At 69.8% G+C, this 18,761-nt stretch carries 24 protein-coding genes and 1 riboswitch; of the genes, 13 read left to right on the plus strand and 11 right to left on the minus strand.

The genetic code is table 11. The features are described 5' to 3' along the window. Positions 1-220 precede the first annotated feature (220 nt). A complete protein-coding gene (locus tag GL325_RS09385) occupies positions 221-466 on the plus strand; it encodes a hypothetical protein (RefSeq protein ID WP_187769364.1) in 246 nt (81 codons plus the stop codon). Between the two features lie 19 nt (positions 467-485). On the opposite strand, the gene GL325_RS09390 is transcribed toward GL325_RS09385, so the two are convergent. Then, a complete protein-coding gene (locus GL325_RS09390) occupies positions 486-746 on the minus strand; it encodes a hypothetical protein (protein WP_187769365.1) in 261 nt (86 codons plus the stop codon). Between the two features lie 27 nt (positions 747-773). Continuing rightward, a riboswitch (SAM riboswitch) is annotated at positions 774-888 on the minus strand. A gap of 149 nt (positions 889-1,037) precedes the next feature. Between GL325_RS09390 and GL325_RS09395 the strand changes: the two genes are divergently transcribed. From GL325_RS09395 to GL325_RS09405, 3 genes are read left to right on the plus strand one after another with little or no spacing between them, the layout of a single operon-like run. Beyond that, positions 1,038-2,978: a heavy metal translocating P-type ATPase gene (locus GL325_RS09395; RefSeq protein ID WP_187769366.1), complete on the plus strand. Its 1,941-nt coding sequence runs from the start codon at positions 1,038-1,040 to the stop codon at positions 2,976-2,978. Positions 2,979-3,018: 40 nt separating this feature from the next. Continuing rightward, positions 3,019-4,620 carry a GMC oxidoreductase gene (locus GL325_RS15985; RefSeq protein ID WP_187769367.1) on the plus strand — a complete coding sequence of 534 codons (1,602 nt, stop codon included), beginning with the start codon at positions 3,019-3,021 and terminating at the stop codon, positions 4,618-4,620. Further along, positions 4,617-5,084, plus strand: a complete 468-nt coding sequence (locus GL325_RS09405) for a hypothetical protein (RefSeq protein WP_187769368.1) — start codon at positions 4,617-4,619, stop codon at positions 5,082-5,084. Before GL325_RS15985 ends, GL325_RS09405 begins: the two co-directional genes overlap by 4 nt. An 11-nt stretch (positions 5,085-5,095) precedes the next feature. Here GL325_RS09405 and GL325_RS09410 read toward each other — a convergent pair whose 3' ends face one another. Then, positions 5,096-5,878, minus strand: a complete 783-nt coding sequence (locus GL325_RS09410) for a nuclease-related domain-containing protein (RefSeq protein ID WP_187769369.1) — start codon at positions 5,876-5,878, stop codon at positions 5,096-5,098. A 63-nt stretch (positions 5,879-5,941) separates the two neighbouring features. Between GL325_RS09410 and GL325_RS09415 the strand changes: the two genes are divergently transcribed. The 4 genes from GL325_RS09415 to GL325_RS09430 all read left to right on the plus strand — a co-directional run bounded on the left by GL325_RS09415 (position 5,942) and on the right by GL325_RS09430 (position 8,175). Next, a complete protein-coding gene (locus GL325_RS09415; RefSeq protein ID WP_187769370.1) occupies positions 5,942-6,256 on the plus strand; it encodes a hypothetical protein in 315 nt (104 codons plus the stop codon). 172 nt (positions 6,257-6,428) lie between these two features. Beyond that, positions 6,429-6,992, plus strand: coding sequence for a hypothetical protein (locus GL325_RS09420; RefSeq protein WP_187769371.1), 564 nt, complete (start codon positions 6,429-6,431; stop codon positions 6,990-6,992). Positions 6,993-7,060: 68 nt separating this feature from the next. Next, the gene (locus GL325_RS09425; RefSeq protein ID WP_187769372.1) at positions 7,061-7,456 is read left to right on the plus strand and encodes a TetR family transcriptional regulator C-terminal domain-containing protein; all 396 of its coding nucleotides are present in this window, start codon (positions 7,061-7,063) and stop codon (positions 7,454-7,456) included. Between the two features lie 62 nt (positions 7,457-7,518). Next, on the plus strand, positions 7,519-8,175 hold the full coding sequence (locus GL325_RS09430; RefSeq protein WP_187769373.1) for a dihydrofolate reductase family protein: 657 nt from the start codon (positions 7,519-7,521) through the stop codon (positions 8,173-8,175). Positions 8,176-8,181: 6 nt separating this feature from the next. Here GL325_RS09430 and GL325_RS09435 read toward each other — a convergent pair whose 3' ends face one another. Further along, positions 8,182-8,607, minus strand: a complete 426-nt coding sequence (locus GL325_RS09435; RefSeq protein ID WP_187769374.1) for a hypothetical protein — start codon at positions 8,605-8,607, stop codon at positions 8,182-8,184. A 28-nt stretch (positions 8,608-8,635) separates the two neighbouring features. Then, a complete protein-coding gene (locus GL325_RS09440) occupies positions 8,636-9,271 on the minus strand; it encodes a bifunctional 2-polyprenyl-6-hydroxyphenol methylase/3-demethylubiquinol 3-O-methyltransferase UbiG (RefSeq protein ID WP_187769375.1) in 636 nt (211 codons plus the stop codon). A 91-nt stretch (positions 9,272-9,362) separates the two neighbouring features. On the opposite strand from GL325_RS09440, the gene GL325_RS09445 reads away from it, so the two are divergent. Next, positions 9,363-9,932: a carboxymuconolactone decarboxylase family protein gene (locus tag GL325_RS09445; RefSeq protein ID WP_154596828.1), complete on the plus strand. Its 570-nt coding sequence runs from the start codon at positions 9,363-9,365 to the stop codon at positions 9,930-9,932. Then, complete coding sequence (locus GL325_RS09450; protein WP_255955927.1) at positions 9,929-10,795, plus strand: RNA polymerase sigma-70 factor; 867 nt, start codon at positions 9,929-9,931, stop codon at positions 10,793-10,795. Before GL325_RS09445 ends, GL325_RS09450 begins: the two co-directional genes overlap by 4 nt. A gap of 3 nt (positions 10,796-10,798) precedes the next feature. Here GL325_RS09450 and GL325_RS09455 read toward each other — a convergent pair whose 3' ends face one another. Both GL325_RS09455 and GL325_RS09460 read right to left on the minus strand, forming a co-directional pair. Beyond that, positions 10,799-11,014, minus strand: coding sequence for a KTSC domain-containing protein (locus GL325_RS09455; RefSeq protein WP_187769377.1), 216 nt, complete (start codon positions 11,012-11,014; stop codon positions 10,799-10,801). 22 nt (positions 11,015-11,036) lie between these two features. Next, on the minus strand, positions 11,037-12,197 hold the full coding sequence (locus tag GL325_RS09460; RefSeq protein WP_187769378.1) for an HNH endonuclease signature motif containing protein: 1,161 nt from the start codon (positions 12,195-12,197) through the stop codon (positions 11,037-11,039). Between the two features lie 105 nt (positions 12,198-12,302). On the opposite strand from GL325_RS09460, the gene GL325_RS09465 reads away from it, so the two are divergent. Then, positions 12,303-13,523: an MFS transporter gene (locus GL325_RS09465; RefSeq protein WP_187769379.1), complete on the plus strand. Its 1,221-nt coding sequence runs from the start codon at positions 12,303-12,305 to the stop codon at positions 13,521-13,523. Beyond that, entirely contained in the window at positions 13,516-14,265 is a 750-nt protein-coding gene (locus tag GL325_RS09470; RefSeq protein ID WP_187769380.1) for a MerR family transcriptional regulator, read from the plus strand. Before GL325_RS09465 ends, GL325_RS09470 begins: the two co-directional genes overlap by 8 nt. Here the strand turns inward: GL325_RS09470 and GL325_RS09475 are convergent, their stop codons facing one another. Genes GL325_RS09475 through GL325_RS09495 form a run of 5 tightly spaced genes read right to left on the minus strand, consistent with a single transcriptional unit; the run spans position 14,266 to position 18,008 of the window. Next, on the minus strand, positions 14,266-14,841 hold the full coding sequence (locus tag GL325_RS09475; protein ID WP_187769381.1) for a hypothetical protein: 576 nt from the start codon (positions 14,839-14,841) through the stop codon (positions 14,266-14,268). Between the two features lie 11 nt (positions 14,842-14,852). Beyond that, on the minus strand, positions 14,853-15,998 hold the full coding sequence (locus GL325_RS09480; protein ID WP_187769382.1) for a zinc-dependent alcohol dehydrogenase: 1,146 nt from the start codon (positions 15,996-15,998) through the stop codon (positions 14,853-14,855). Continuing rightward, positions 15,995-16,744 (minus strand): hemerythrin domain-containing protein, encoded by a 750-nt coding sequence (locus tag GL325_RS09485; protein ID WP_187769383.1) that lies wholly within the window; start codon positions 16,742-16,744, stop codon positions 15,995-15,997. The genes GL325_RS09480 and GL325_RS09485 overlap by 4 nt, the downstream gene beginning before the upstream one ends. Then, positions 16,741-17,604 carry a cytochrome c oxidase assembly protein gene (locus GL325_RS09490; RefSeq protein WP_223111099.1) on the minus strand — a complete coding sequence of 288 codons (864 nt, stop codon included), beginning with the start codon at positions 17,602-17,604 and terminating at the stop codon, positions 16,741-16,743. Before GL325_RS09490 ends, GL325_RS09485 begins: the two co-directional genes overlap by 4 nt. Next, positions 17,571-18,008 (minus strand): DUF2243 domain-containing protein, encoded by a 438-nt coding sequence (locus tag GL325_RS09495; protein ID WP_223111100.1) that lies wholly within the window; start codon positions 18,006-18,008, stop codon positions 17,571-17,573. Before GL325_RS09495 ends, GL325_RS09490 begins: the two co-directional genes overlap by 34 nt. 214 nt (positions 18,009-18,222) lie before the next feature. Here GL325_RS09495 and GL325_RS09500 point away from each other — a divergent pair, with 214 nt between their 5' ends. Further along, a complete protein-coding gene (locus GL325_RS09500; protein ID WP_187769384.1) occupies positions 18,223-18,672 on the plus strand; it encodes a DUF4383 domain-containing protein in 450 nt (149 codons plus the stop codon). Positions 18,673-18,761 lie beyond the last annotated feature (89 nt).

The following is an 18,761-nucleotide window of genomic DNA, read 5'->3' on the forward strand; positions in this document are numbered from 1 at the left end:
ACTCGGTGAACTCTGCATCACAGGGGAAGGACCGACGTCACGAACCTCATCGGCAACCCTCGCAACGTCGAAGGTCCAGCGCTGATCCCACGGCGTTTGACCTGTTGCGCCAGGAAGATGCGGGCGTACTGTCGAATGATCGGCTCGTCGATGCGACCTCTACCGATCGGAGTGCGTCATGGCCCTCTCACTGCATGTGCCTCATCTGCACGTCCCTCACGTGGGATCAGCGCAGGACCAAGCCCACCAGGAGAAGACCAAGCCGTCCAAGTTCGGCGGCATCGTCCTCACCATCGGCATGCTCGTGGCCCTCGCCGCCTGGGTGAGCTCCGTCATCGCGCTCCTGAGCCTGGGACCGGTCGAGTTCGGAACGGAGTCCGCCACCGTCGTCGGCTGGACGGCCTTGGGCATCCTCTCGGCGATCAGCCTGTTCATGATGGGCGTCTGGAAGGTCCACCGAGCCTGAGTCGCGACTGTGCGGTGGATCAGGCCATCCAGTCCCACTCGACGTGGAACGTCGAGCCACGTCCGAACCGGACGCCGACGACCTTCGGGTCGCACCGGAGTCGCTCGTTCTCGTCCTTGCGCAGCACCCCGCCGATGCGAAGGATCGCGATCAGCTCGTTCCAGTGCCAGCCGGGGTAGTTCTTCTCGACGTACCTCGCGGTGTGCCCCTTGCCGACGGCGATGAAGTGCGCGTGGCGCAACAACTCGTTCAGTTCGTCGCGGGTGCGGTGTTCGGCCATGGTGGCTCCTCTCTCGAGGGCACGGATGTGCCCGACTTGGTCGTCCCGGTCGGGACGGCCCTGGTCTTCTCCGGAAGGCACCGTGTCGGGCGACGCGGTTGCCGGCCACCACTGTCCGGAGGCGTGGGTGGCTCTCTTGACCTCGGGTGGAAACCTACGCAGATGCGCCGACAAATATCCCTTTTGGAATTGACCGGCGACCGCCGCGATGCGTGGATCTGCTGCAATGACCGCGTATTCTGGAATGTTGGGTGATCCGATCCGAGAACGCGCGGGGGCGAGGCGACAAACATGAGGACCTGGGAGCTGGCCAAGGCTCATCCGTGGGTCGTCGCCACCCTGGCGGCATTGGCAGGCACCTTGGCGCTCGAGCTCTCCGGAGCCCCTGACGCCGCCCAATGGTTCGCCTCGGTGTTCGGCGCAGTCGTCCTGGTCAAGGTCTCGATCGGGATGGTCAAGGACCTCCTGCACGGGCACTGGGGCATCGACATCCTGGCCGTGACGGCCATCGCCTCGACCCTGCTCGTCGGGGAGTACCTCGCAGCGTTGGTCGTGTGCCTGATGTTCACCGGCGGCGAGGCGCTCGAGGACTACGCGGCCGGGCGGGCGAAGCGGAGCCTCTCGGCTCTCCTGGAACGCGCGCCGCAAGTCGCCCACCTGCTGCTGCCCGACGGCACGACGCGCGACGTCGCGATGGAGAGCATCTCCGTCGGCGATCGGCTGCTGGTGCGGCCTGCCGAGGTGGTGCCGGTTGACGGCATCCTCTCCACCGACTCGGACGGACACGCGATCGAGGCCGGCTTCGACGAGTCGTCGCTGACCGGCGAGCCGCTTCCCGTCAGCCGGCGGACCGGCGACGAGATCCTCTCCGGCGTGCTCAACGGCCAACGCGCCGTGGTGCTCGAGGCGACGGCGACCGCCCAGGACTCGCAGTACTCCCGCATTCTTTCCCTGGTGCGGGAAGCCTCCGAGTCCCGCGCGCCGATGGTGCGCCTGGCCGATCGCTACGCCGTGCCGTTCACGATCGTCGCCTACCTGATCGGCGGCCTCGCCTGGTGGCTCTCGGGCGATCCCGTCCGCTTCGCCGAGGTGCTCGTCGTCGCCACCCCGTGCCCGCTGCTGATCGCGGCTCCCGTGGCCTTCCTGGCGGGCATGTCCCGTGCCGCGAAGAACGGCGTCATCGTCAAGTCCGGTGGCACGATCGAGACTCTCGGTCGGGTCCGCACCGCAGCCTTCGACAAGACCGGCACCCTGACGTACGGCCGCCCCGAGCTGCTCGAGATCCGGCCGGCGCCTGGAGCCGACGGGCAACCCTTCCTCGACGAGGACGAGCTGCTGCGGATCACCGGCTCGGCCGAGCAGTACTCCGGTCACGTGCTGGCCGACTCCATCCGGGAGGCGGCCGAGGCACGCGGACTGCGCCTGGTCCCCGCAACCGAGGCCCGCGAGATAGCGACGCACGGCGTGACGGCGGTGTTGGAGGGCCGCGAGGTCGTCGTCGGCAAGGGCTCGTTCGTCCGCGACCACACGACCGGGTTCGAGGTCGCCGACCTCGAGCCGGGGGAGTCCGCCGTCTACGTGGGCGTCGACGGTGTCTTCGCCGGCGTCCTGCTCATCTCCGACCGGCTCCGGGCCAACGCCCGGGCGACACTCGACGAGCTGGACCGACTCGGGGTCCGCCAGCGGATGATCCTCACCGGCGACGCGGCCCCCACCGCGTCGCACATTGCCGCCCAAGCTGGCGTCACCCGCGTCGAGGCCGAACTGCTGCCCGAGGACAAGGTCGGGATCGTCCGCGACGCCGAGCCTGGCCCGGTGATGATGGTCGGTGACGGCGTCAACGACGCGCCCGTCCTCGCGGTGGCCGACGTCGGTGTCGCGATGGGTGCGCGTGGCTCGACCGCCGCCTCCCAGTCCGCCGACGTCGTCATCGTCCGGGACGACATCTCGCGCGCGGCGGTCGCGGTGTCGGTCGGCCAGCGCACCCTGCGGGTCGCGAAGGAGTCGATCTGGGCCGGTATCGCCCTCTCGGTCGTGCTGATGCTCGTCGCCGCGTTCGGCGTCATCCCGGCGATCGTTGGCGCGCTGCTGCAGGAGGTCGTCGATCTGGTGGCGATCGCCAACGCGCTGCGGGCGACCCGGGCCGGCCGCGATGAGCTGCGTGACTTCGCGGCACTGCACGACCACTCGGACGAGGCCCACGCCGAGGCTCGCGCGCTGGCGACCGCCTGAATGGGCATCGAGGTGACCGCGCTCACACTAGGTTGAGCGCGTGGATCCTCTCGGGCGCTGGGACGCCGATGTCGTCGTGGTCGGGAGTGGCTTCGGGGGAGCGGTCTCCGCGCTGCGTCTGACCGAGGCCGGGCACTCGGTGCTGGTGCTCGAGAAGGGCCGCCGCCTCAGCGACGCCGACCTGCTCGCGGCCCGGCGTGACCCGCGCGCGTATCTCTGGGCGCCGCGGGCCGGGATGCGCGGGTTCTTCTGGCAGCGCATCTTCCGCCACATGGCGATCATCGGCGGGTCCGGTGTCGGCGGTGGCTCGATCGTCTGGGCCGGCGTCCTGCTCGTACCCGGTGACGAGTTCTACGGCGAGCCCGCTCTGTCGGCCCTCGGAGTCGACTGGAAGACCGAGCTCGCGCCCCATCTCGACCGCGCCGCGCGGATGCTCGGCCGGGTCACGAACCCGCACCACGGCGAGATGGACGACCACCTCCACTCCGCGGCGAAGGCGGTCGGTGCGGAGGCGACGTTCGGGCCGGTGCCGTCGGCGATCTTCTTCGGCCGCCCCGGCGTCACCGAGCCGGACCCGTTCTTCGATGGCGAAGGCCCCGACCGGACGGGCTGCCGGCTCTGCGGCGAGTGCCTGCTCGGTTGCCCCTACGGCGCCAAGAACCAGCTGACCCTCAACTACCTCTTCCTGGCCGAGAAGCGCGGCGTCGAGGTGCGCCCCGAGACCGAGGTCGTCTCGGTGCGACCCGTCGACGGCGGGTACGAGCTCGTGACACGCCACCCGTGGGAGCGCGGTCGCGAGTCGACCGTCCGGGCCCGGCGGGTCGTCCTCGCCGCGGGCGTCCTGGGCACGGTCGAGCTGCTCCACCGTTGCCGCGAGACCGGCGCCCTGTCGCGGATCTCGGACCAGCTGGGTCAGCACGTACGGACGAACTCCGAGGCCCTCACCGCCGTGCTGCAGCCGCGCGGCGACGACCTCTCGCGCGGTCCGACGATCTCGAGCGACTTCCGTCCCGACGAGCGCACCCACACGACGCAGAACCGCTACATGGGCGGTTGGCACATGCGCGCCCAGCTGGGTCCGATGGTCGACGACGACGATCCCGGCCGTCGCGCCCGCCGCGTCGTGCTCTCGATCCTCGGGTCGCCGTTGCGACAGCTGCGCCTGATGACCGCCCACCGCTTCCTGAATCGGCTGACCGTCCTCACGACGATGCAGCGCCTCGACAGCGAGTTCGCTCTCGACCACCGCCGCTCGCCGCTGCGACCGTGGCGCCGGGTGCTGCGGTCCCGGCTGACCGGGGGAGCGCGCCCGCCCAGCAACCTGCCCGTCGCGAACGAGGTCACTCGCGCCTTCGCCGAGGCCTCCGGTGGGCGGCCGCTGAACCTGCTGGGCGAGTCGGTCGGCGGGCTGTCGGTCACCGCGCACATCCTCGGTGGCGCCGTGATGGGCGCGACCGCGGCCGACGGGGTCGTGGACGCGAACCACGAGGTCCACGGCCACCCCGGGCTCTACGTGGCCGACGCCTCCGTCATCCCCGCCAACCTCGGCGTGAACCCCTCCCTGACCATCACCGCCCTGGCCGAGCGCTTCGCGTCCCGGTTCCCGGCGGCGGACGGTCCAGTCCTCTCGGAGAGCCCATGAAGCACGGTGTCCTGTCCCTGCGGCGCGAGTGGTCGTCGCTGCGTCCGCTCGAGCTGGACGAGGTCCTCCACTTCACGGCCGGCGATCTGGCCGCCTCGTTCGTCCCGCCGCTGACCCGGATCGCGCCCGTCGGTCTCGGCCTGATCGGGTTGCGGCACTGGTACGGGAAGCGGTTCGTTCGCGCGGGCGACGGCGCCGCGGGCACGAACCTCGTGTGGCGGGGAGGCAGCTTGGCCGAGACGCTGCCGATGACGCTGACTTCGGGGGTCTCGTTGGCCGACGGGAAGCCCGCGCTCGTGGTCGAGTACGCGGCCGACGCGCCCCGCCCGTGGCGCTGGGTCCGCGACGAGCTCCGCGCAGGCCCCGACGGCACCATCGTCGGCATGACCTTCGTCGACCTTTTCTTGCTGAGGTCCGTGGGTGGAACGCCTTTCCTGCTCACGCCCGACGGTGTGGTGGCCTGACGAACGCTGCGTCAGGTCCGAGCTTTGGTTCGTCGGTCCTTCGAGTTATCCCGGAACTCATTGACTCGCCGTAACAGCCCGGAAGCTGCCGCCCGATCGATCGGGTCACCTCGGAGGTCCTTCAGGTACCGCTTCAGCCGGTATCCGGGGACGAAATCCACTCCGTGAGCATTCGCCGATTCCGGAATCTCGCTCTGCAACGCTCCCCAGATCACGACGACCGGGCGGATGCGGACGGATTGGCCCGCGGATCGCCGCCCGCGAGCCCCGGCCCGGACCACGGTGTCGACGATCCCGTTCGCGCGCAGGCGCGCCTTCTCCGCGGACCGAGCCATACCGTCCCGGTCGGCCGGGTTGAACGTGTTGCGCCATTTCGAGTCGATCGCGACGAGTCCGCCACGACGGGTGACTACGAGGTGGTCGATGTCGCCGTAGGCGAGCTCGATACTGTCCGCCCAACCCCAGACGAGTCGCCGGTGTTTGGCGCTTTTGAGGACCTCCCGAGTGTTTTCTTCGCCCCACGCTCCGCGGAGTTGTCTCATTGCCTCGGGATTGATGGCGAGGAAGGCCATGAAGAGTGCGACTGGGGCGGCGCCCAGGAGAAGTGCATGCGTCAGTCCCATGAGATACCAGCGAAAATTGCCCAGCGGCGAATACCAAATGAGGAACACGGTCGCTAGGAACAGCATGAGGATCACGACTGCCGTCGAGGTGATGACGGTTTTGAGGTTGCGTCGTGCCCAACCGCCGAAGAGTCGGCGCAACTCGCGCCGAGAGAACGTTGTAGGGGCCACCCGGACACTCTCGTCGCTCTAGGCGGACCAGATGAGCTGAACTCCGAAAACGTCAGATGATCAATGGTCGTCCTTGATACCAGCGGGCTGGGCTCGCAGTACAGCGCGGTGAGCTTTCGTCAGCTCAGCATGAACCTGCCGGACGGCCCGTTCTCTGCGGTCCTGCTCACTTTCAGTCCGCAGCCCATCCACGAGGACGTGCAGTCGCTGAAACTCCGCGTCTCGTTCCTCCTGGGATCGCTCGAACAGGCGCCCCCAAGCCTTCTCCCTGCGAGTGGCCCGGATGCCGTTCTCGATGAAGACGACTACGAGGGCCAACAACACCAGCCACACGGGAACCATGACGCGGAGATTAGCGTCGGACCGCCGTCATCGTGATGGGTTTTACCTGTTTCCGCAGGCCCCTGGTCCGCGCGGCAAAGAGAATCCTCATCCCAAAAACAGAGTGACCTGTCGCACATTTTTCTTCGGATTTGTCCCATCCGGTTCCGTGACCGCACCGAACCACGCATAGGAGGTCGGAGGTCCCGGCCGCTGAAATGGGGAAATCATGAAGAAGACAATCCTTGCCCTGCTGGCACTGGTGTTGACAGCAGGCATGACCGGTCTCGTGGGGTCGCCGGCCGAGGCCGCCACGGCCCAGCGATCCAGCACGAAGGTCGGGTACACGCGGGTGGTCGTCGCGCCCGCCGTGTACGACCTCATCGGTAGCGCCGGCATCACGCCTGCTCCGGTCCAGGGTGCGAAGGCGGGGGCCTTCAAGGGCACGCTGGCCGCGAAGTTCCCGATCACCGGGTACCGCCTGCGGGGCCTGCGGATCAAGCACAGCGGCGGCCTGAACCTGAGCGCCGGCTCCGCGACGATCACCGTGTCGCGCTTCAACATCGATCTCGCCCGCCTGCGGGTGAGCGGCAGGGTCAACGGGACCGTCGGCAACGTCGGCCGTGTCGACCTGTTCAAGGTGCGGGCCTCGGATCGCCGTGACCTCGGCGCCGTCAAGCTGACGCTGACCAAGACCGCGGCGGATGCACTGAACGCCACGTTCGGGGTCAACGCCTTCGCCGAGAACGCGACCTTCGGCTACGCCACGCCGAAGCCGCTCTCGCGCTTCTGAGCTGACCGGAGAGCGGCCCTGACGCACCGGGGCCGCTCTTCGTCTGCCCTCCTCAGGGTCGTGGGTGGATGAGCGACGCCTCCGAGCTGTTCCACCGGCGGGGCATCCACGCCGTTGAGGAGCGACTCTCGACGGCACCGGACCCGCGCGCGCTGGCAGCCTTCGACGCCTACGTCGACGACGCGGTGTCCACTGATGGTGGCTGCGCCTTCCTCAACGCGGCAGGTGAACTGCCGTCGGACCATCCGGCGCAGGACGTGGTCCGCGCCCACAAACGAGCGGTGCGCCGCCTGCTGGCAGACTTCGTCGCCCAGGACTGTCCCGATCTGGTCGATACCGCCGCGGTCTCGGACGAGGTCTTCCTGCTGCTGGAGGGCGCGATCGCGCACCGGGGCATCGACGACGGGGACGCGCTCATGGCACGCGCGCGAGAGCGCGCCGAGCGGTTGCTCGGCCCACGCTGAGGTCTGGTCACCGGGCGCCGAGGAGTTCACACTGGGGCGCACACCGACCTGAGGAGACGACCATGCGGGTGCGCGTCGATCTGAACATCTCGCTCGACGGGTTCGCCACGACGACCGACGGGACACCGGAGAACCCGATCGGGGAGGACTGGATGCGACTCGTCGCGGCGTACACCGCCACACGCACCTTCCGTGAGCGCGTCCTCGGCGACACCAGTGGCGCCGGGACGACCGGCGTCGACGAGAAGTACGCCTCCGCCTACTTCGACCAGGTCGGCGCCGAGATCATGGGCGCCGGCATGTTCGGGCTGCACACCTTCCCCGACGACCCCGACTGGCGCGGCTGGTGGGGAGACGAGCCGCCGTTCCGGTGCCCCGTGTTCGTCCTGACGCACCAGTCGCTCCCCGACCTCCGGTTCGACAACGGGACGACCTTCCACTTCATCGAGGCCACGCCCCAGGAGGCGCTCGAGCGGGCCGTGGCGGTGGCGGACGGCGGCGACGTGCGGGTCGGTGGTGGGCCCACCGTCGCCCGGGACTTCCTCAGGGCCGGACTCGTGGACGATCTCCACGTCGGCATCACGCCGATGGTCCTCGGCGACGGCATCCGGCTGTGGGACGACCTGCGCGGACTCGAGCTGACCCACGCGTCGCACACGGAGACCGCCCCCGAGAGCGGAGTCGTCCACGTGACGTTCTCGCGCTCCCAGGGGCGTTGACTCAGCTCAGATCTTGATGGACTTGCGCGACGTCAGGCCGCTGATCAGCAGGCTCAGGCCCGCGCCGACGAGCCAGATGTCCTTCGCCAAGGCGGTGCCGTCCTGGCTCGGGCGGAAGCTCGAGCCCTCGGCGGTCATGCCCGGGGTGTTCAGGTACATCTTGACGAGGCCGCCACCGAACGCGGTCAGCGCGGCACCGGCCATGGTCGCGGGGACGAACGGGGTGAGCAGGGCGGCACCGAGGGCGATCTCGCCGGCGCTGAGCGCCTTGCCGAACGTCTGCGGGTCCATGCTCTTCACCTGCGGAACGCCGTTGGCGGCCATGTCCTGGAGTCCCTCGGCCGCCTCGGGAGGCAGGTTCCGCTTGGACAGTCCGCTGTTGAGGATGAATGCGCCGGTGGCGAGTCGCAGCGGGACGTGGCTCAGCTTCATCAGGTGACTCCTTCGAGGTGGGTTTCCCTCACGCTACGTCCAATGGCGCCGACCCGCGCCTCAGGACGGTGACGGCGAAGTCGGAGCCCTCCTCGAACGGATCGAGGTGCCACGTCGAGAAGCGGTGCTCGACCCGAGCGACCCCGCGCTCGGCGAGGTCGGCGAGGTGGGCGTCGTACTGCTCGAAGGGGTAGGACGCCTCGCGCCGGAAGCCCAGGACCACGCGACCGCCCTCGCGGGTGACGGCGCAGAGCCGTTCGAGGACCCGCAGCTCCGTCCCGGGCGCGAGGAAGACCATGACGTTCCCGGCGGAGATCACGAGGTCCATCGGTGCTCCGCCGACGTCCGCGAGGGTCAGCTCGCTCAGGTCGACGACGCCGTAGGTCGGGCCGGGGTGGTCGGTCTCGGCGGCGGCGATCAGCTCGGGGTCGACGTCGACCCCGTAGGCCTGGTGACCGGCGGCCTGCAGCGCCGCGGCCATCCGTCCCGCGCCACAGCCCGCGTCGAGGATGCGCGATCCCCGTTGGGCCATCATGTCGGCGAACCGGGCCTCGCCGAGCAGGTCGGCCCCCTCGGCCTCGAGGGTGCGGAAGCGCTCGATGAACCACTGCGAGTGGCCGGGCTGGGTGTCGGTGAACCAGCGCGGCTGGGGCGAGGACGTCATGGGGCCATCCTGCGTCACGTGTCACGGAACGGGCACGGCCGGTGTCTCCATGTCGAAACGACCTCGCCCGAGGTCCGACGAAGGAGACGTCATGACCAGCTCGTTCCGCATCCCCGCCGCGCCCATGACCTCGCCGGCGGCCCGTGCCGTCGCGGCGGCCACCCGGCGCATGTACGGACGCGTCCCCGACATCGTTCCCGTGATGTGGCACCACACGAAGCTGCTGCGCGCCGTCCTGGCGTGGGAGCGGCGGGTGAGCACGTGGAACGCCCTCGACCCGCACCTGAAGACGTTCGCGGTGATGGCGTCGGCCGCCAGCATCGGCTGCAGCTGGTGCCTGGACTTCGGGTACTACGTCGCCCACGGCGAGGGCCTCGACGAGGGCAAGGTGCGTGAGGTGCCGCGCTGGCGGGACTCGGACGTGTTCACACCCCTTGAGCGCGAGGTCATGGCCTACGCGGAGGCGATGACGGCCACGCCGCCGACCGTGACGGACGATCAGGTCGCGGGCCTGCGCGACGCTTTGGGTGACAAAGCGCTGGTGGAACTGACCATGATGGTGGCCGTGGAGAACCAACGATCGCGCTTCAACTCCGCCGCGGGCCTGGCCAGCCAGGGCTTCAGCGACGTGTGCGAGCTGCCCCTGGCGGACGCGCGGTGACCGACGTCCTCGCCGAGTTCACGGCGCACCGCCCGCTGCTGTTCACCGTGGCCTACGAGATGCTCGGCTCGGCCGCGGACGCCGAGGACGTGGTGCAGGAGGCGTGGCTGCGCTGGAGCGCGGACGACCGCGAGGACGTCCGGGAGCCGCGTGCCTATCTCGTCCGGATCGCCACGCGCCTCGCCCTCAACCGCCTGCGCACGCTGTCGCGGCAGCGCGAGTCGTACGTCGGCCCGTGGCTGCCCGAGCCACTCGAGACGGTCCCGGACGTCGCCGACGACATCGCGCTGGCCGAGTCGGTCTCGACCGCGATGCTGCTCGTCCTCGAGACGCTGGGCAGCACCGAGCGTGCCGTCTTCGTCCTGCGCGAGGTCTTCGACGTGCCGTACGACGAGATCGCCGCCGCGGTGGACCGGACGCCCGAGAACGTGCGCCAGATCGCCCGCCGGGCCCGTGCGCACGTGGCGGCGCGGCGGCCTCGGTCGGAGGTCACGTCGCAGGAACGCACCGAGGTCCTGGTCCGGTTCCAGCGCGCCATCGCCGAGGGCGATCTGCAGCAGCTGCTGGACGTGATCTCGCCGGACGTCGTGCTGATCAGCGACGGGGGCGGGAAGGCCAGCGCGGCGCGTCGGCCGATCCTCGGTCGCGACAAGGTGCTGCGCTTCCTCTCGGCCGTCCTGCCGGCGGACATCCGGCTGGAGACGGTGTGGATCAACGGCGAGAACGGCCTGGTGTTCCGCCAGGCGGGCGAGGTGACCGCGATCGCGACGGCCGTGGTCGAGGCCGGCGTCGTCACGACGATGCACATCGTGCGGAACCCCGACAAGCTGTCGCTTCCGGGTCCCGTCCGGCTCAGTCGCTGATCCTCAGTCGAGTCGCTCGTAGTCGTACGTCGTGGTGATGTGCTCCTGCCAGGTCGTCCACGGGTGGTCGGCGGCGATCAGTCCGTCGAACACCTCGGGCGGCACGTCGAGGTAGTCGTAGAGTCCGCCATTGCGGAACCGCACGCGCAGGGTGCGCGTGGCGCGGTCGTACCCGGCGGCCTCGAGCGCCCCGGAGCGGCCCAACGGCTGGACTTCCATGGCCACCTACCTATCACGCGGGTCAGACCGGAGCCATGGCGTAGCGCTCGACGTGCCGCAGGGGCGTGTCGAGGTGACGGTCGTCGAGATGGCCGTGGGACTTCATGTTGTGGTGTTTGCGGCACAGGCATCGCAGGTTCGATCCGGAGGTGGAACCGCCCGCGTCGTAAGCCTGGGCGTGGTCGAGGTCGGTGTCGTGGACGGGCGCTCGGCACCCGGCGACGCGACAGCTGCCGTCTCTCCATCGCAGCGCTTGGCGCAGCCTCTCCGGTGGTCGGTAGGTGAGGACCTCGGTGTCCAGGACGTGGCCGAGGGGGTCGAGGACGAGTCGGCGCAAGATCGTGTGTTCGGAGGTGGCGAGTTCGCGAACCCAGGCGGCGGCGACGGGTTCGCCGTCGAGAGTGATGCCGGGTCCGCTGGTGTGTCCGACGAGGTCGGTCGCCGGGATGCTGATGGCGATCTCGGCGCGGATGTCGGTGGCGGTGCCGGTGCACGAGGTGAGCCAGTGTCCGACCAGGTCGGCGTGCTTCTGGTCGCGGGTGCGCCGGTCCCGCTCGCCGGTGTCGGGGTCGGTCGGGGGAAGTGCCTTCGCGGCTCGGCGGAGTCGTTCGCCGACGGCGACGGCGACGCCGGTGGGCAGCAGTGCATTGAGCCAGGAGGTGCCGTCGTCGTTGTGGGTGATCGACACGCGTCGTTCCTCGACCGCCTGGGTGATCTCGGTTTGGGTCTGGTCCGGTTCGAGGCGTGCGCGCAGGCGCCGCAACCAAGCCCGGAGCTCGGTGAGGGTGTGGCTGGCGGCGTAAGCCGGTGCGGAGGCTTCCAACGCTGCACGTGCCTCGGGCGTCTCCAGTCGTTCGGCGGTGTCGGCGATCGCCGAGACCCGTCCGGCGTCGATGTCGCCGGCCCGGAACGACGACCAGATGCCGGGGACCTTCTGGCGGATCGTGGCCGCCTCGTGGACCATCGCCCACACCCGGTGCTCGGTGATCCGCAGCGCCTGGGCCAACTCCAACGTCACCTCGCGCCGGGCCAACTCCTTGGTCAGCAGGACCTCGTCGCTCCGGTCGATCTCAGCGACCTGCTGGCAGTGGAACGACGCGACGAACTCCCACTCCTCGCACTCGGCGACCGCCCGCGCGCGACGGACCGCGTCACCGGCCACGACCGCACGACTCGAGCTCATGCACCCAACGTAGTGGGCTCCACCGACAGAACGGCGACCTCGTCGTGGAGGCCACACGGAGCCGGGTTTGACCATGACGCGACGTCAGGGTTTGGACTGGGGGACATGCGGACACCAGTGCTCTACCTCGGCTCCTACTTCGTCTCGGTCCTCGGCAACTCGATCGCAGCCATCGCCCTGCCGTTGATCGTCCTCCAGGCGACGGGAAGCGCGATGTCGGCGGGCTGGGTGGCGGCGGCGACTGCCGTGCCCGCGGTGCTGGCGGGGTTGTTCATGGGTGTGGTCATCGACCGGATCAACCGCGTGACCTCCTCGGTGGTCACGGACCTCGTCTCGGCCGCGTCGATCGCGGCCCTGCCGATCGTGGACGCGCTGGTGGGACTCGAGGTCGCCTGGTTCGTCCTGTTCGGGATCATCGGTTCGCTCGGCGACGTCCCGGGGATGACCGCGCGCGAGGCCCTCCTGCCAGGCATCGCGCGGGACTCGAGCCTCTCCCTCGAGAGACTCGTCGGGCTGCGCGAGTCGCTCGGCAGCATCTCGCTGCTGATCGGTCCGGCCGTCGCGGGCCTGCTGATGACCCTGTTCGAGGGATCGACGGTGCTGTGGATCACCGCCGGCACCTCGCTGCTCGCCGCGCTGCTGACCCTCGCCATCCCGCGCCGAGTCGGCCACACCGAGGACGTGCCCGCGACGGAGCCGCTCGGGGCGTGGGCCGAGTTCGTCGAGGGGTGGCGACTCCTGACCCGGACCCGCGTCGTCGCGATGGTGACCGGGTTGATGCTGTTCTCGGTCATGGTGCTGTCCGCGTTCCAGGCGCTGATCCTGCCGGTGCACTTCACCCGCATCGACCGGCCCGGGCTGCTCGGTTTCGTGCTGACCTCGATCGCGGCGGGCCTGCTCGTCGGCAGCGCCGTCTACGTCGTGCTGGCCCACCGGTTCACGCGGCGCACCTGGCTGGCCACCGGTCTGCTGGTGTCGTCGCTCGGCTTCACGGTCGTCGGCCTGCTTCCGCCGACCTTGCTGCTCTTCGCCGCGGGCTTCGTGCTGGGTCTCGGCAGCGGGCTGTGCGGTGCGCTGCTGGGCCTGCTGACGGTCAGCGGCGTCCCGGAGACCGCGCTCGGGCGGGTGATGGGCGCCCAGAACGCTCTCGTCACGGCGGCGGCCCCTGCCGCGATCCTGCTCGCCGCGGTCGTGATCGAGCACGTCAGCCTCAGCGCGGCCGCGCTCGGCTTCGTGGCACTGTGGGGCGTGACATCGGTCGTCGCAGTCGTGGGCCCCGCGCTGCGCGACCTCGGGCCGATCGAACCGGAGACCATCGATGCGTAGCGGAGAGCTCGCCGAGCTCGCGGGCGTGACGGTGCGGACGATCCGGCACTATCACCAGATCGGCATCCTCGAGGAGCCCCCGCGCAGCCTCAACGGCTACCGCGAGTACGGCGTCGGCCATCTCGTCCGCGTGCTCCGGATCAAGCGGCTGGCCGACCTCGGGTTCGCCCTGCAGGACCTCCCGCTCGACGACGACGCCGACCACGACTCGCGGCTGGAGGCCCTCGATGCGGAGCTCGCGGCGCAGATCGACCGTCTGACGCGACAACGAGCCGTCATCGCGGCGCTGCGCGCGGGCGGTGCCTCGCCCGACCTGCCACCGGAGTTGGCCACCCATGCCGCGCTCGTGGTCGGCCTGCCGCCACGGATGGCCAAGCTCGAGCGGGAGCAGGTGCTGCTGCTCGCGCACCTCGGTGGCGAGGAGGCGTCGCGGCTGCTCGAGGACCTCCACGAGCGTCTCGCCGAACCCGCGGTGACGGCGGCGTTCGGCTCGATCTACGAGCAGTTCGACCTCATCGACGAGTCGACGCCGGCCGACGAGCTCGACCGGCTGGTGACGGAATCGACCGAGGCGCTGGTGGCCGCCCTGGGCGACCTCGATCTCACCAGGCCGCTCGATCTCGGCTCCGCCGAGGGTCTGATCGACGAGCACGGCGCCACCCAGCTCAACGCCACGCAGCTGAAGGTCCTGAACGAGATCGCCGAACAGCTGTCGCAACGGCTCGCCCGAGACGCGCGTTGATCAGGTGCGGACGAGCCGCCGCACCACCCGGGTGACCACCCAGCCGCTGAGGAGCGCCGGCAGCGCCAGCACCACCGGATCCATCACCTGGTGCTTGTCGACGCGCCCGCGGCGCCAGCGGGACCGGATGCCGTGATACTGACGCTCGGCCCGGATGCCGGTCTCTTCGACGAAGCTGTCGGGCCGGTCGGTCGAGAACGACTGCCACAGTGCCTGCTTCGACTCGATCCGGTCGGCCGCCAGCAGCAGCAGCCAGTGCGCCGCGCGGGCCTCGCTGAACTTCGCGTAGGCGAACCGCCGCACGGCCCCGGGGACGCCGTGCAGCGGAGCGACCGTGCCGAACACGGGCGTCAGTCGCGCGTGCTCGATCGAGCGCTCACGCGGCGGGGACGTGTCGGGCTGCTCGTCGGGGAAGTCCCACACGATGCCGTCGGGGACGCCGTCGACCAGCTCACGCGGGTAGGACGGGCGGTCGGCCGGGTCGAGGTCGACGCCCCAGCCGGGGATCCGCTCGCGCAGTTCCTCAGGCGTCGGGATTCCGGGTCGGACGCCCCGGATGTACGGGATCTTCGCCATCGTTCAGCTCCTCACGATGCGGGCACGAGGACGGGCTTGATGCACCCGTCGAGCTTGGCCGAGAACAGGTGGTAGCCCTCGGCGACGTGGTCGAGGGGGATGCGGTGCGTGATGATCTCGCGCGGGGTGATGTGGCCGTTGCGGATGTGCTCGAAGAGTCGGGGCCACTGCCGCTTGACCGGGCACTGGTTCATCCGCAGCGTCAGGCCCTTGTTGAGGGCGTCGCCGAACTTCACGGCGCTGAACATCGGACCGTACGCGCCCATCACCGAGATGGTCCCGCCCTTGCGGACTGCGTCGATCGCCCAGTTGAGCGCGATGGGCGACCCACCCTGCAACTTGAGCTTCGCCGAGGTGACGTGCTGCAGCAGGTTGCCGTCCGCCTCGGCCCCGACCGCCTCGATCACGACGTCGGCGCCGAGGTCGTCGGTGATCTTCTTCAGGTGCACGACCACGTCGTTGACCTGCCCGAAGTGCACCGTCTCGGCGTGGGCGAACCGACTGGCGAACTCGAGCCGGTCGCTCAGGTGGTCGACCACGATGACGCGGCCGGCGCCCATGAGCCACGCCGACTTCGCCGCGAACAGGCCCACCGGACCGGCGCCGAAGACGACCACGACGTCGCCCTGGGAGATGTCGGCCAACTGAGCGCCGAAGTACCCCGTGGGCAGCGCGTCGGTGCACATCAAGGCGTCCTCCTCGTGCATCCACTCGGGGATCACGGTGGGGCCGACGTCGGCGAACGGGACGCGCACGTACTCGGCCTGACCACCGTCGTACCCGCCTGTGGTGTGCGAGTACCCGTAGATCCCGCCGACCGCCGTGGCGTTCGGATTCACGTTGTGGCAGTTGGAGTACAGGCCCTTGGCGCAGAAGTAACAGGTGCCGCAGAAGACATTGAACGGCACCATGACGCGGTCGCCGACCTGCAGGTGGCGCACCGACGGACCGACCCCGTCGACGACACCGATGAACTCGTGGCCGAACGTCGTTCCGACGCGGGTGTCGGGCATCATCCCGTGGAACAGGTGCAGGTCCGAGCCGCAGATCGCCGCTCGGGTGACACGCACGATCGCGTCGTTGGGATGCTCGACCTTGGGGTGGGGCTTCTCCTCGACGCGGACCCGGTAGGGGCCTCGGTACACCATCGCCTTCATGGACGTCCTCCGTTCGTTCCTGCCTCGGCTTCGGTGCCCGGTTCCCGACTGGTCGACGACCTCTCGCCGGTGCGCATGATCGGGAGGTCCTCGATGTGACCAGCGAGACGCGCCAACGCGGCGCTGGCGCGCTCGGCGGGGTCGCGGAACCGCTCGGATCGCTGAGCCAACCGGTCGAGGTTGTCGCGCCCGCGGTCGGTGAGGGTCAGCGGCAGCGCCGCCAGCGCGTTGCCCGGAGGCCGCCGCGCCACCACCGGGTGCGGTCGCGTCGGCGAGATACGGCGCACGATCTCCCACGCGAGGCCGAGGGCCTGCAGCTGCCGTTCGCTGACGCGCTCCTGCAGGCGCGGGAAGAGCTCGTCCTCCTCGTCTCGGACGTCCTCCTGCAGGACGCGGGTCAGCCGCTCGAGGATGGGTTCGCGCCGCGGATCGTCGGGGGCCAGCTCCTCCAGGGAGGTCCACAGCTCGTTGACCTCCTGGTGCTCCTGCTCGACCTGGAGCGTCAGCGTCTCGCCGTCGGGCAGCACGCGACGCATCACGGGCCACAACACGGACTCCTCGGCGAAGGCGTGCGGGAACACCAGCCGGGCGATCTCCCGCAACACGCGATCCTCGACCGGGCCCGGCGGTGCCTCCGCCAACTCGTTCAGGAGCCGGTCCAGTCGGACGTGGTCCTTCTTCTGACGGGTCAGCACACTCAGGGGGCCGCCCATCTGGTCCTGGGTCTGAAGTGCGAGCGAGGTCATGTCCGTGGTGTACCCACTCTGCTCGAGCCGACACCGACCGCTTCGCGCGATCTGGAGCGCCGCTTGAGCCACGTCGCGAACAGGGCGGTTGCGAGGAGGATGTCGACGACGTCCCCGCCGTAGTACATCCACTGGGCACCCGCCTGCATGTCCGAGACGGCGTACTCGGTGCCCGGGGGCAGCTCGCCGGCGCGGGCGTAGAGGACCTTCGCCAGGTAGGCGTGAGCCGCGCCGGCGAGGACCAGCACCACGACCCGCGTCGCCATCCCCGGCCGTCGCGGAGCCGGGTCCGGGCCGGCGATCGCCCACGCGAACAGGTACCCGGCGATGAGGAAATGGGCGTGCACGAGGTGGTGGACGGTCGTGCTCTCGGTCGACAGCGCGTACAGCGGCGTCAGGTACAGCACGAACATGCCGCCGACGTTCAGCACGGCCGCCGTGACCGGGTGCGAGAGCAGGTGGAAGGCGCGCGTGCGCAGGACGGCGGTCAGGACGCGCGCCGCATCCGGGCGCAGGACGCCCAACAGCAGGGTCACGGGAGCCCCCATCACGAGGCCGATCGGCGCCAGCATGCCGAGCAGCAGGTGCTGCACCATGTGGGCCCGGGCCGTGGGGGAGTCGGTCAACGGCGACAACGCCAGCGCGATGACGACCGTGCCGGCGACCCAGCCGGCGGTGCGCCAGGGGTCCCACGCGCGCCCTCGGCGCAGCCTCCATCGCCACGTGCCGACGAGGTAGATCCCGGCCGTCACCAGCACGAGGACCAGCGGCACGAGCCAGGCGCCGAGGTCGGCGCCCGTCGCCGCGTGGTGTCCCGCGTGGGTGGTCACGACCGCCGAGCCGCCGTGGGCCGGCGCCACAGCAGCAGCGCCCCTGCGCCCAGGAGGATGACCGCGAAGACCAGCCACGTCAGGTCGTAGGGCAGGAGGTCGACCCCGTAGCGGATCTCGTGGAGACCCAGCAGCTTGTGGTTGATCGTCCCGTCCCACAGCTGGAACGCGCCCATGCCGAGCAGCAGTCCGGCCCACGCCTGACGGGGCACGAGGGACCCGGCCCGTCGGACGTCGAGCAGGACGAAGAAGCCGGCCACCATCGCCACGACCGTGGCGGCGTGCAACAGGCCGTCGGAGATCAGGCCCACCTCGGAGGTCGACTTGTCGTAGAAGTGGTGCCAGCGCAGCAGCTGGTGCAAGACGATCTCGTCGATCGACGCCACCAGGCCCAGGCCGATCAGCACGCCTCCCCAGGTGGATCGGGTGTTCACCGACCGTCCTCGGGTCGCGGGGTCCACTCGTTCTCCGGTCACGAAGCCTCCTCGTCTGCCCCACGAGTACCCCGCGTCCGCCCTTTTACACGGGGGTGTGGGGGTGAGCGCTCGCTCGGTGGAACTTGTTCAAAAAACCGCATGATTCCGGGGGTCGCGGGTACCCGTGACTCGTCCCAACAACGGAAGGAAGATCATGGCAACACCCTCATCCATGACCGCCACCAAGATGCAGACCGCCGCGACAGTGTTCGGCGCCGTTTTCCTGGTGGTGGGGATCCTGGGCTTCATCCCGGGCATCACCAGCGACTACGACACGATGAAGTTCGCAGGCCACGAGTCCGAGGCCATGCTGCTCGGGATCTTCCAGGTGTCGATCCTGCACAACATCGTCCACCTGCTGTTCGGCATCGCCGGACTGGCTCTGGCACGTGCGTGGAGCACCGCTCGGGCGTACCTCATCGGCGGCGGCGTCGTCTACGCGCTGCTGTGGCTCTACGGCCTGTTCATCGACAAGCACCATGAGGCCAACTTCGTCCCGCTGAACACGGCGGACGACTGGCTGCACTTCGTGCTGGCCGTCGCGATGGTCGGCCTGGGCGTGCTGCTCAGCCGTGAGGCGCGCGAGCTCGGTCGCACCACCGGTCGTACCGCGCGTCGCTGAGCTCGGTGGATCTTCCCCCCGGTGACGGGCCCGCGGCGTGACCAGCGCTGCGGGCCCGTTGCTCACGATCGGTCATGGCACGTCCACGC

Origin of the sequence: Aeromicrobium sp. 636, from assembly GCF_024433585.1 — a bacterium.
Classification (GTDB): domain Bacteria; phylum Actinomycetota; class Actinomycetes; order Propionibacteriales; family Nocardioidaceae; genus Aeromicrobium; species Aeromicrobium senzhongii.

What these genes read in the sequence shown, in the direction of transcription:
- GL325_RS09390 (WP_187769365.1), bottom strand. Translation starts at nt 746, where the DNA reads ATGGCCGAACACCGCACCCGCGACGAACTGAACGAGTTGTTGCGCCAC.
- GL325_RS09440 (WP_187769375.1), bottom strand. Translation starts at nt 9,271, where the DNA reads ATGACGTCCTCGCCCCAGCCGCGCTGGTTCACCGACACCCAGCCCGGC.
- GL325_RS09395 (WP_187769366.1), top strand. Translation starts at nt 1,038, where the DNA reads ATGAGGACCTGGGAGCTGGCCAAGGCTCATCCGTGGGTCGTCGCCACC.
- GL325_RS09465 (WP_187769379.1), top strand. Translation starts at nt 12,303, where the DNA reads ATGCGGACACCAGTGCTCTACCTCGGCTCCTACTTCGTCTCGGTCCTC.
- GL325_RS09470 (WP_187769380.1), top strand. Translation starts at nt 13,516, where the DNA reads ATGCGTAGCGGAGAGCTCGCCGAGCTCGCGGGCGTGACGGTGCGGACG.
- GL325_RS09475 (WP_187769381.1), bottom strand. Translation starts at nt 14,841, where the DNA reads ATGGCGAAGATCCCGTACATCCGGGGCGTCCGACCCGGAATCCCGACG.
- GL325_RS09430 (WP_187769373.1), top strand. Translation starts at nt 7,519, where the DNA reads ATGCGGGTGCGCGTCGATCTGAACATCTCGCTCGACGGGTTCGCCACG.
- GL325_RS09420 (WP_187769371.1), top strand. Translation starts at nt 6,429, where the DNA reads ATGAAGAAGACAATCCTTGCCCTGCTGGCACTGGTGTTGACAGCAGGC.
- GL325_RS09445 (WP_154596828.1), top strand. Translation starts at nt 9,363, where the DNA reads ATGACCAGCTCGTTCCGCATCCCCGCCGCGCCCATGACCTCGCCGGCG.
- GL325_RS09460 (WP_187769378.1), bottom strand. Translation starts at nt 12,197, where the DNA reads ATGAGCTCGAGTCGTGCGGTCGTGGCCGGTGACGCGGTCCGTCGCGCG.
- GL325_RS09480 (WP_187769382.1), bottom strand. Translation starts at nt 15,998, where the DNA reads ATGAAGGCGATGGTGTACCGAGGCCCCTACCGGGTCCGCGTCGAGGAG.
- GL325_RS09425 (WP_187769372.1), top strand. Translation starts at nt 7,061, where the DNA reads ATGAGCGACGCCTCCGAGCTGTTCCACCGGCGGGGCATCCACGCCGTT.
- GL325_RS09405 (WP_187769368.1), top strand. Translation starts at nt 4,617, where the DNA reads ATGAAGCACGGTGTCCTGTCCCTGCGGCGCGAGTGGTCGTCGCTGCGT.
- GL325_RS09500 (WP_187769384.1), top strand. Translation starts at nt 18,223, where the DNA reads ATGACCGCCACCAAGATGCAGACCGCCGCGACAGTGTTCGGCGCCGTT.
- GL325_RS09485 (WP_187769383.1), bottom strand. Translation starts at nt 16,744, where the DNA reads ATGACCTCGCTCGCACTTCAGACCCAGGACCAGATGGGCGGCCCCCTG.
- GL325_RS09415 (WP_187769370.1), top strand. Translation starts at nt 5,942, where the DNA reads ATGGTCGTCCTTGATACCAGCGGGCTGGGCTCGCAGTACAGCGCGGTG.
- GL325_RS09435 (WP_187769374.1), bottom strand. Translation starts at nt 8,607, where the DNA reads ATGAAGCTGAGCCACGTCCCGCTGCGACTCGCCACCGGCGCATTCATC.
- GL325_RS09455 (WP_187769377.1), bottom strand. Translation starts at nt 11,014, where the DNA reads ATGGAAGTCCAGCCGTTGGGCCGCTCCGGGGCGCTCGAGGCCGCCGGG.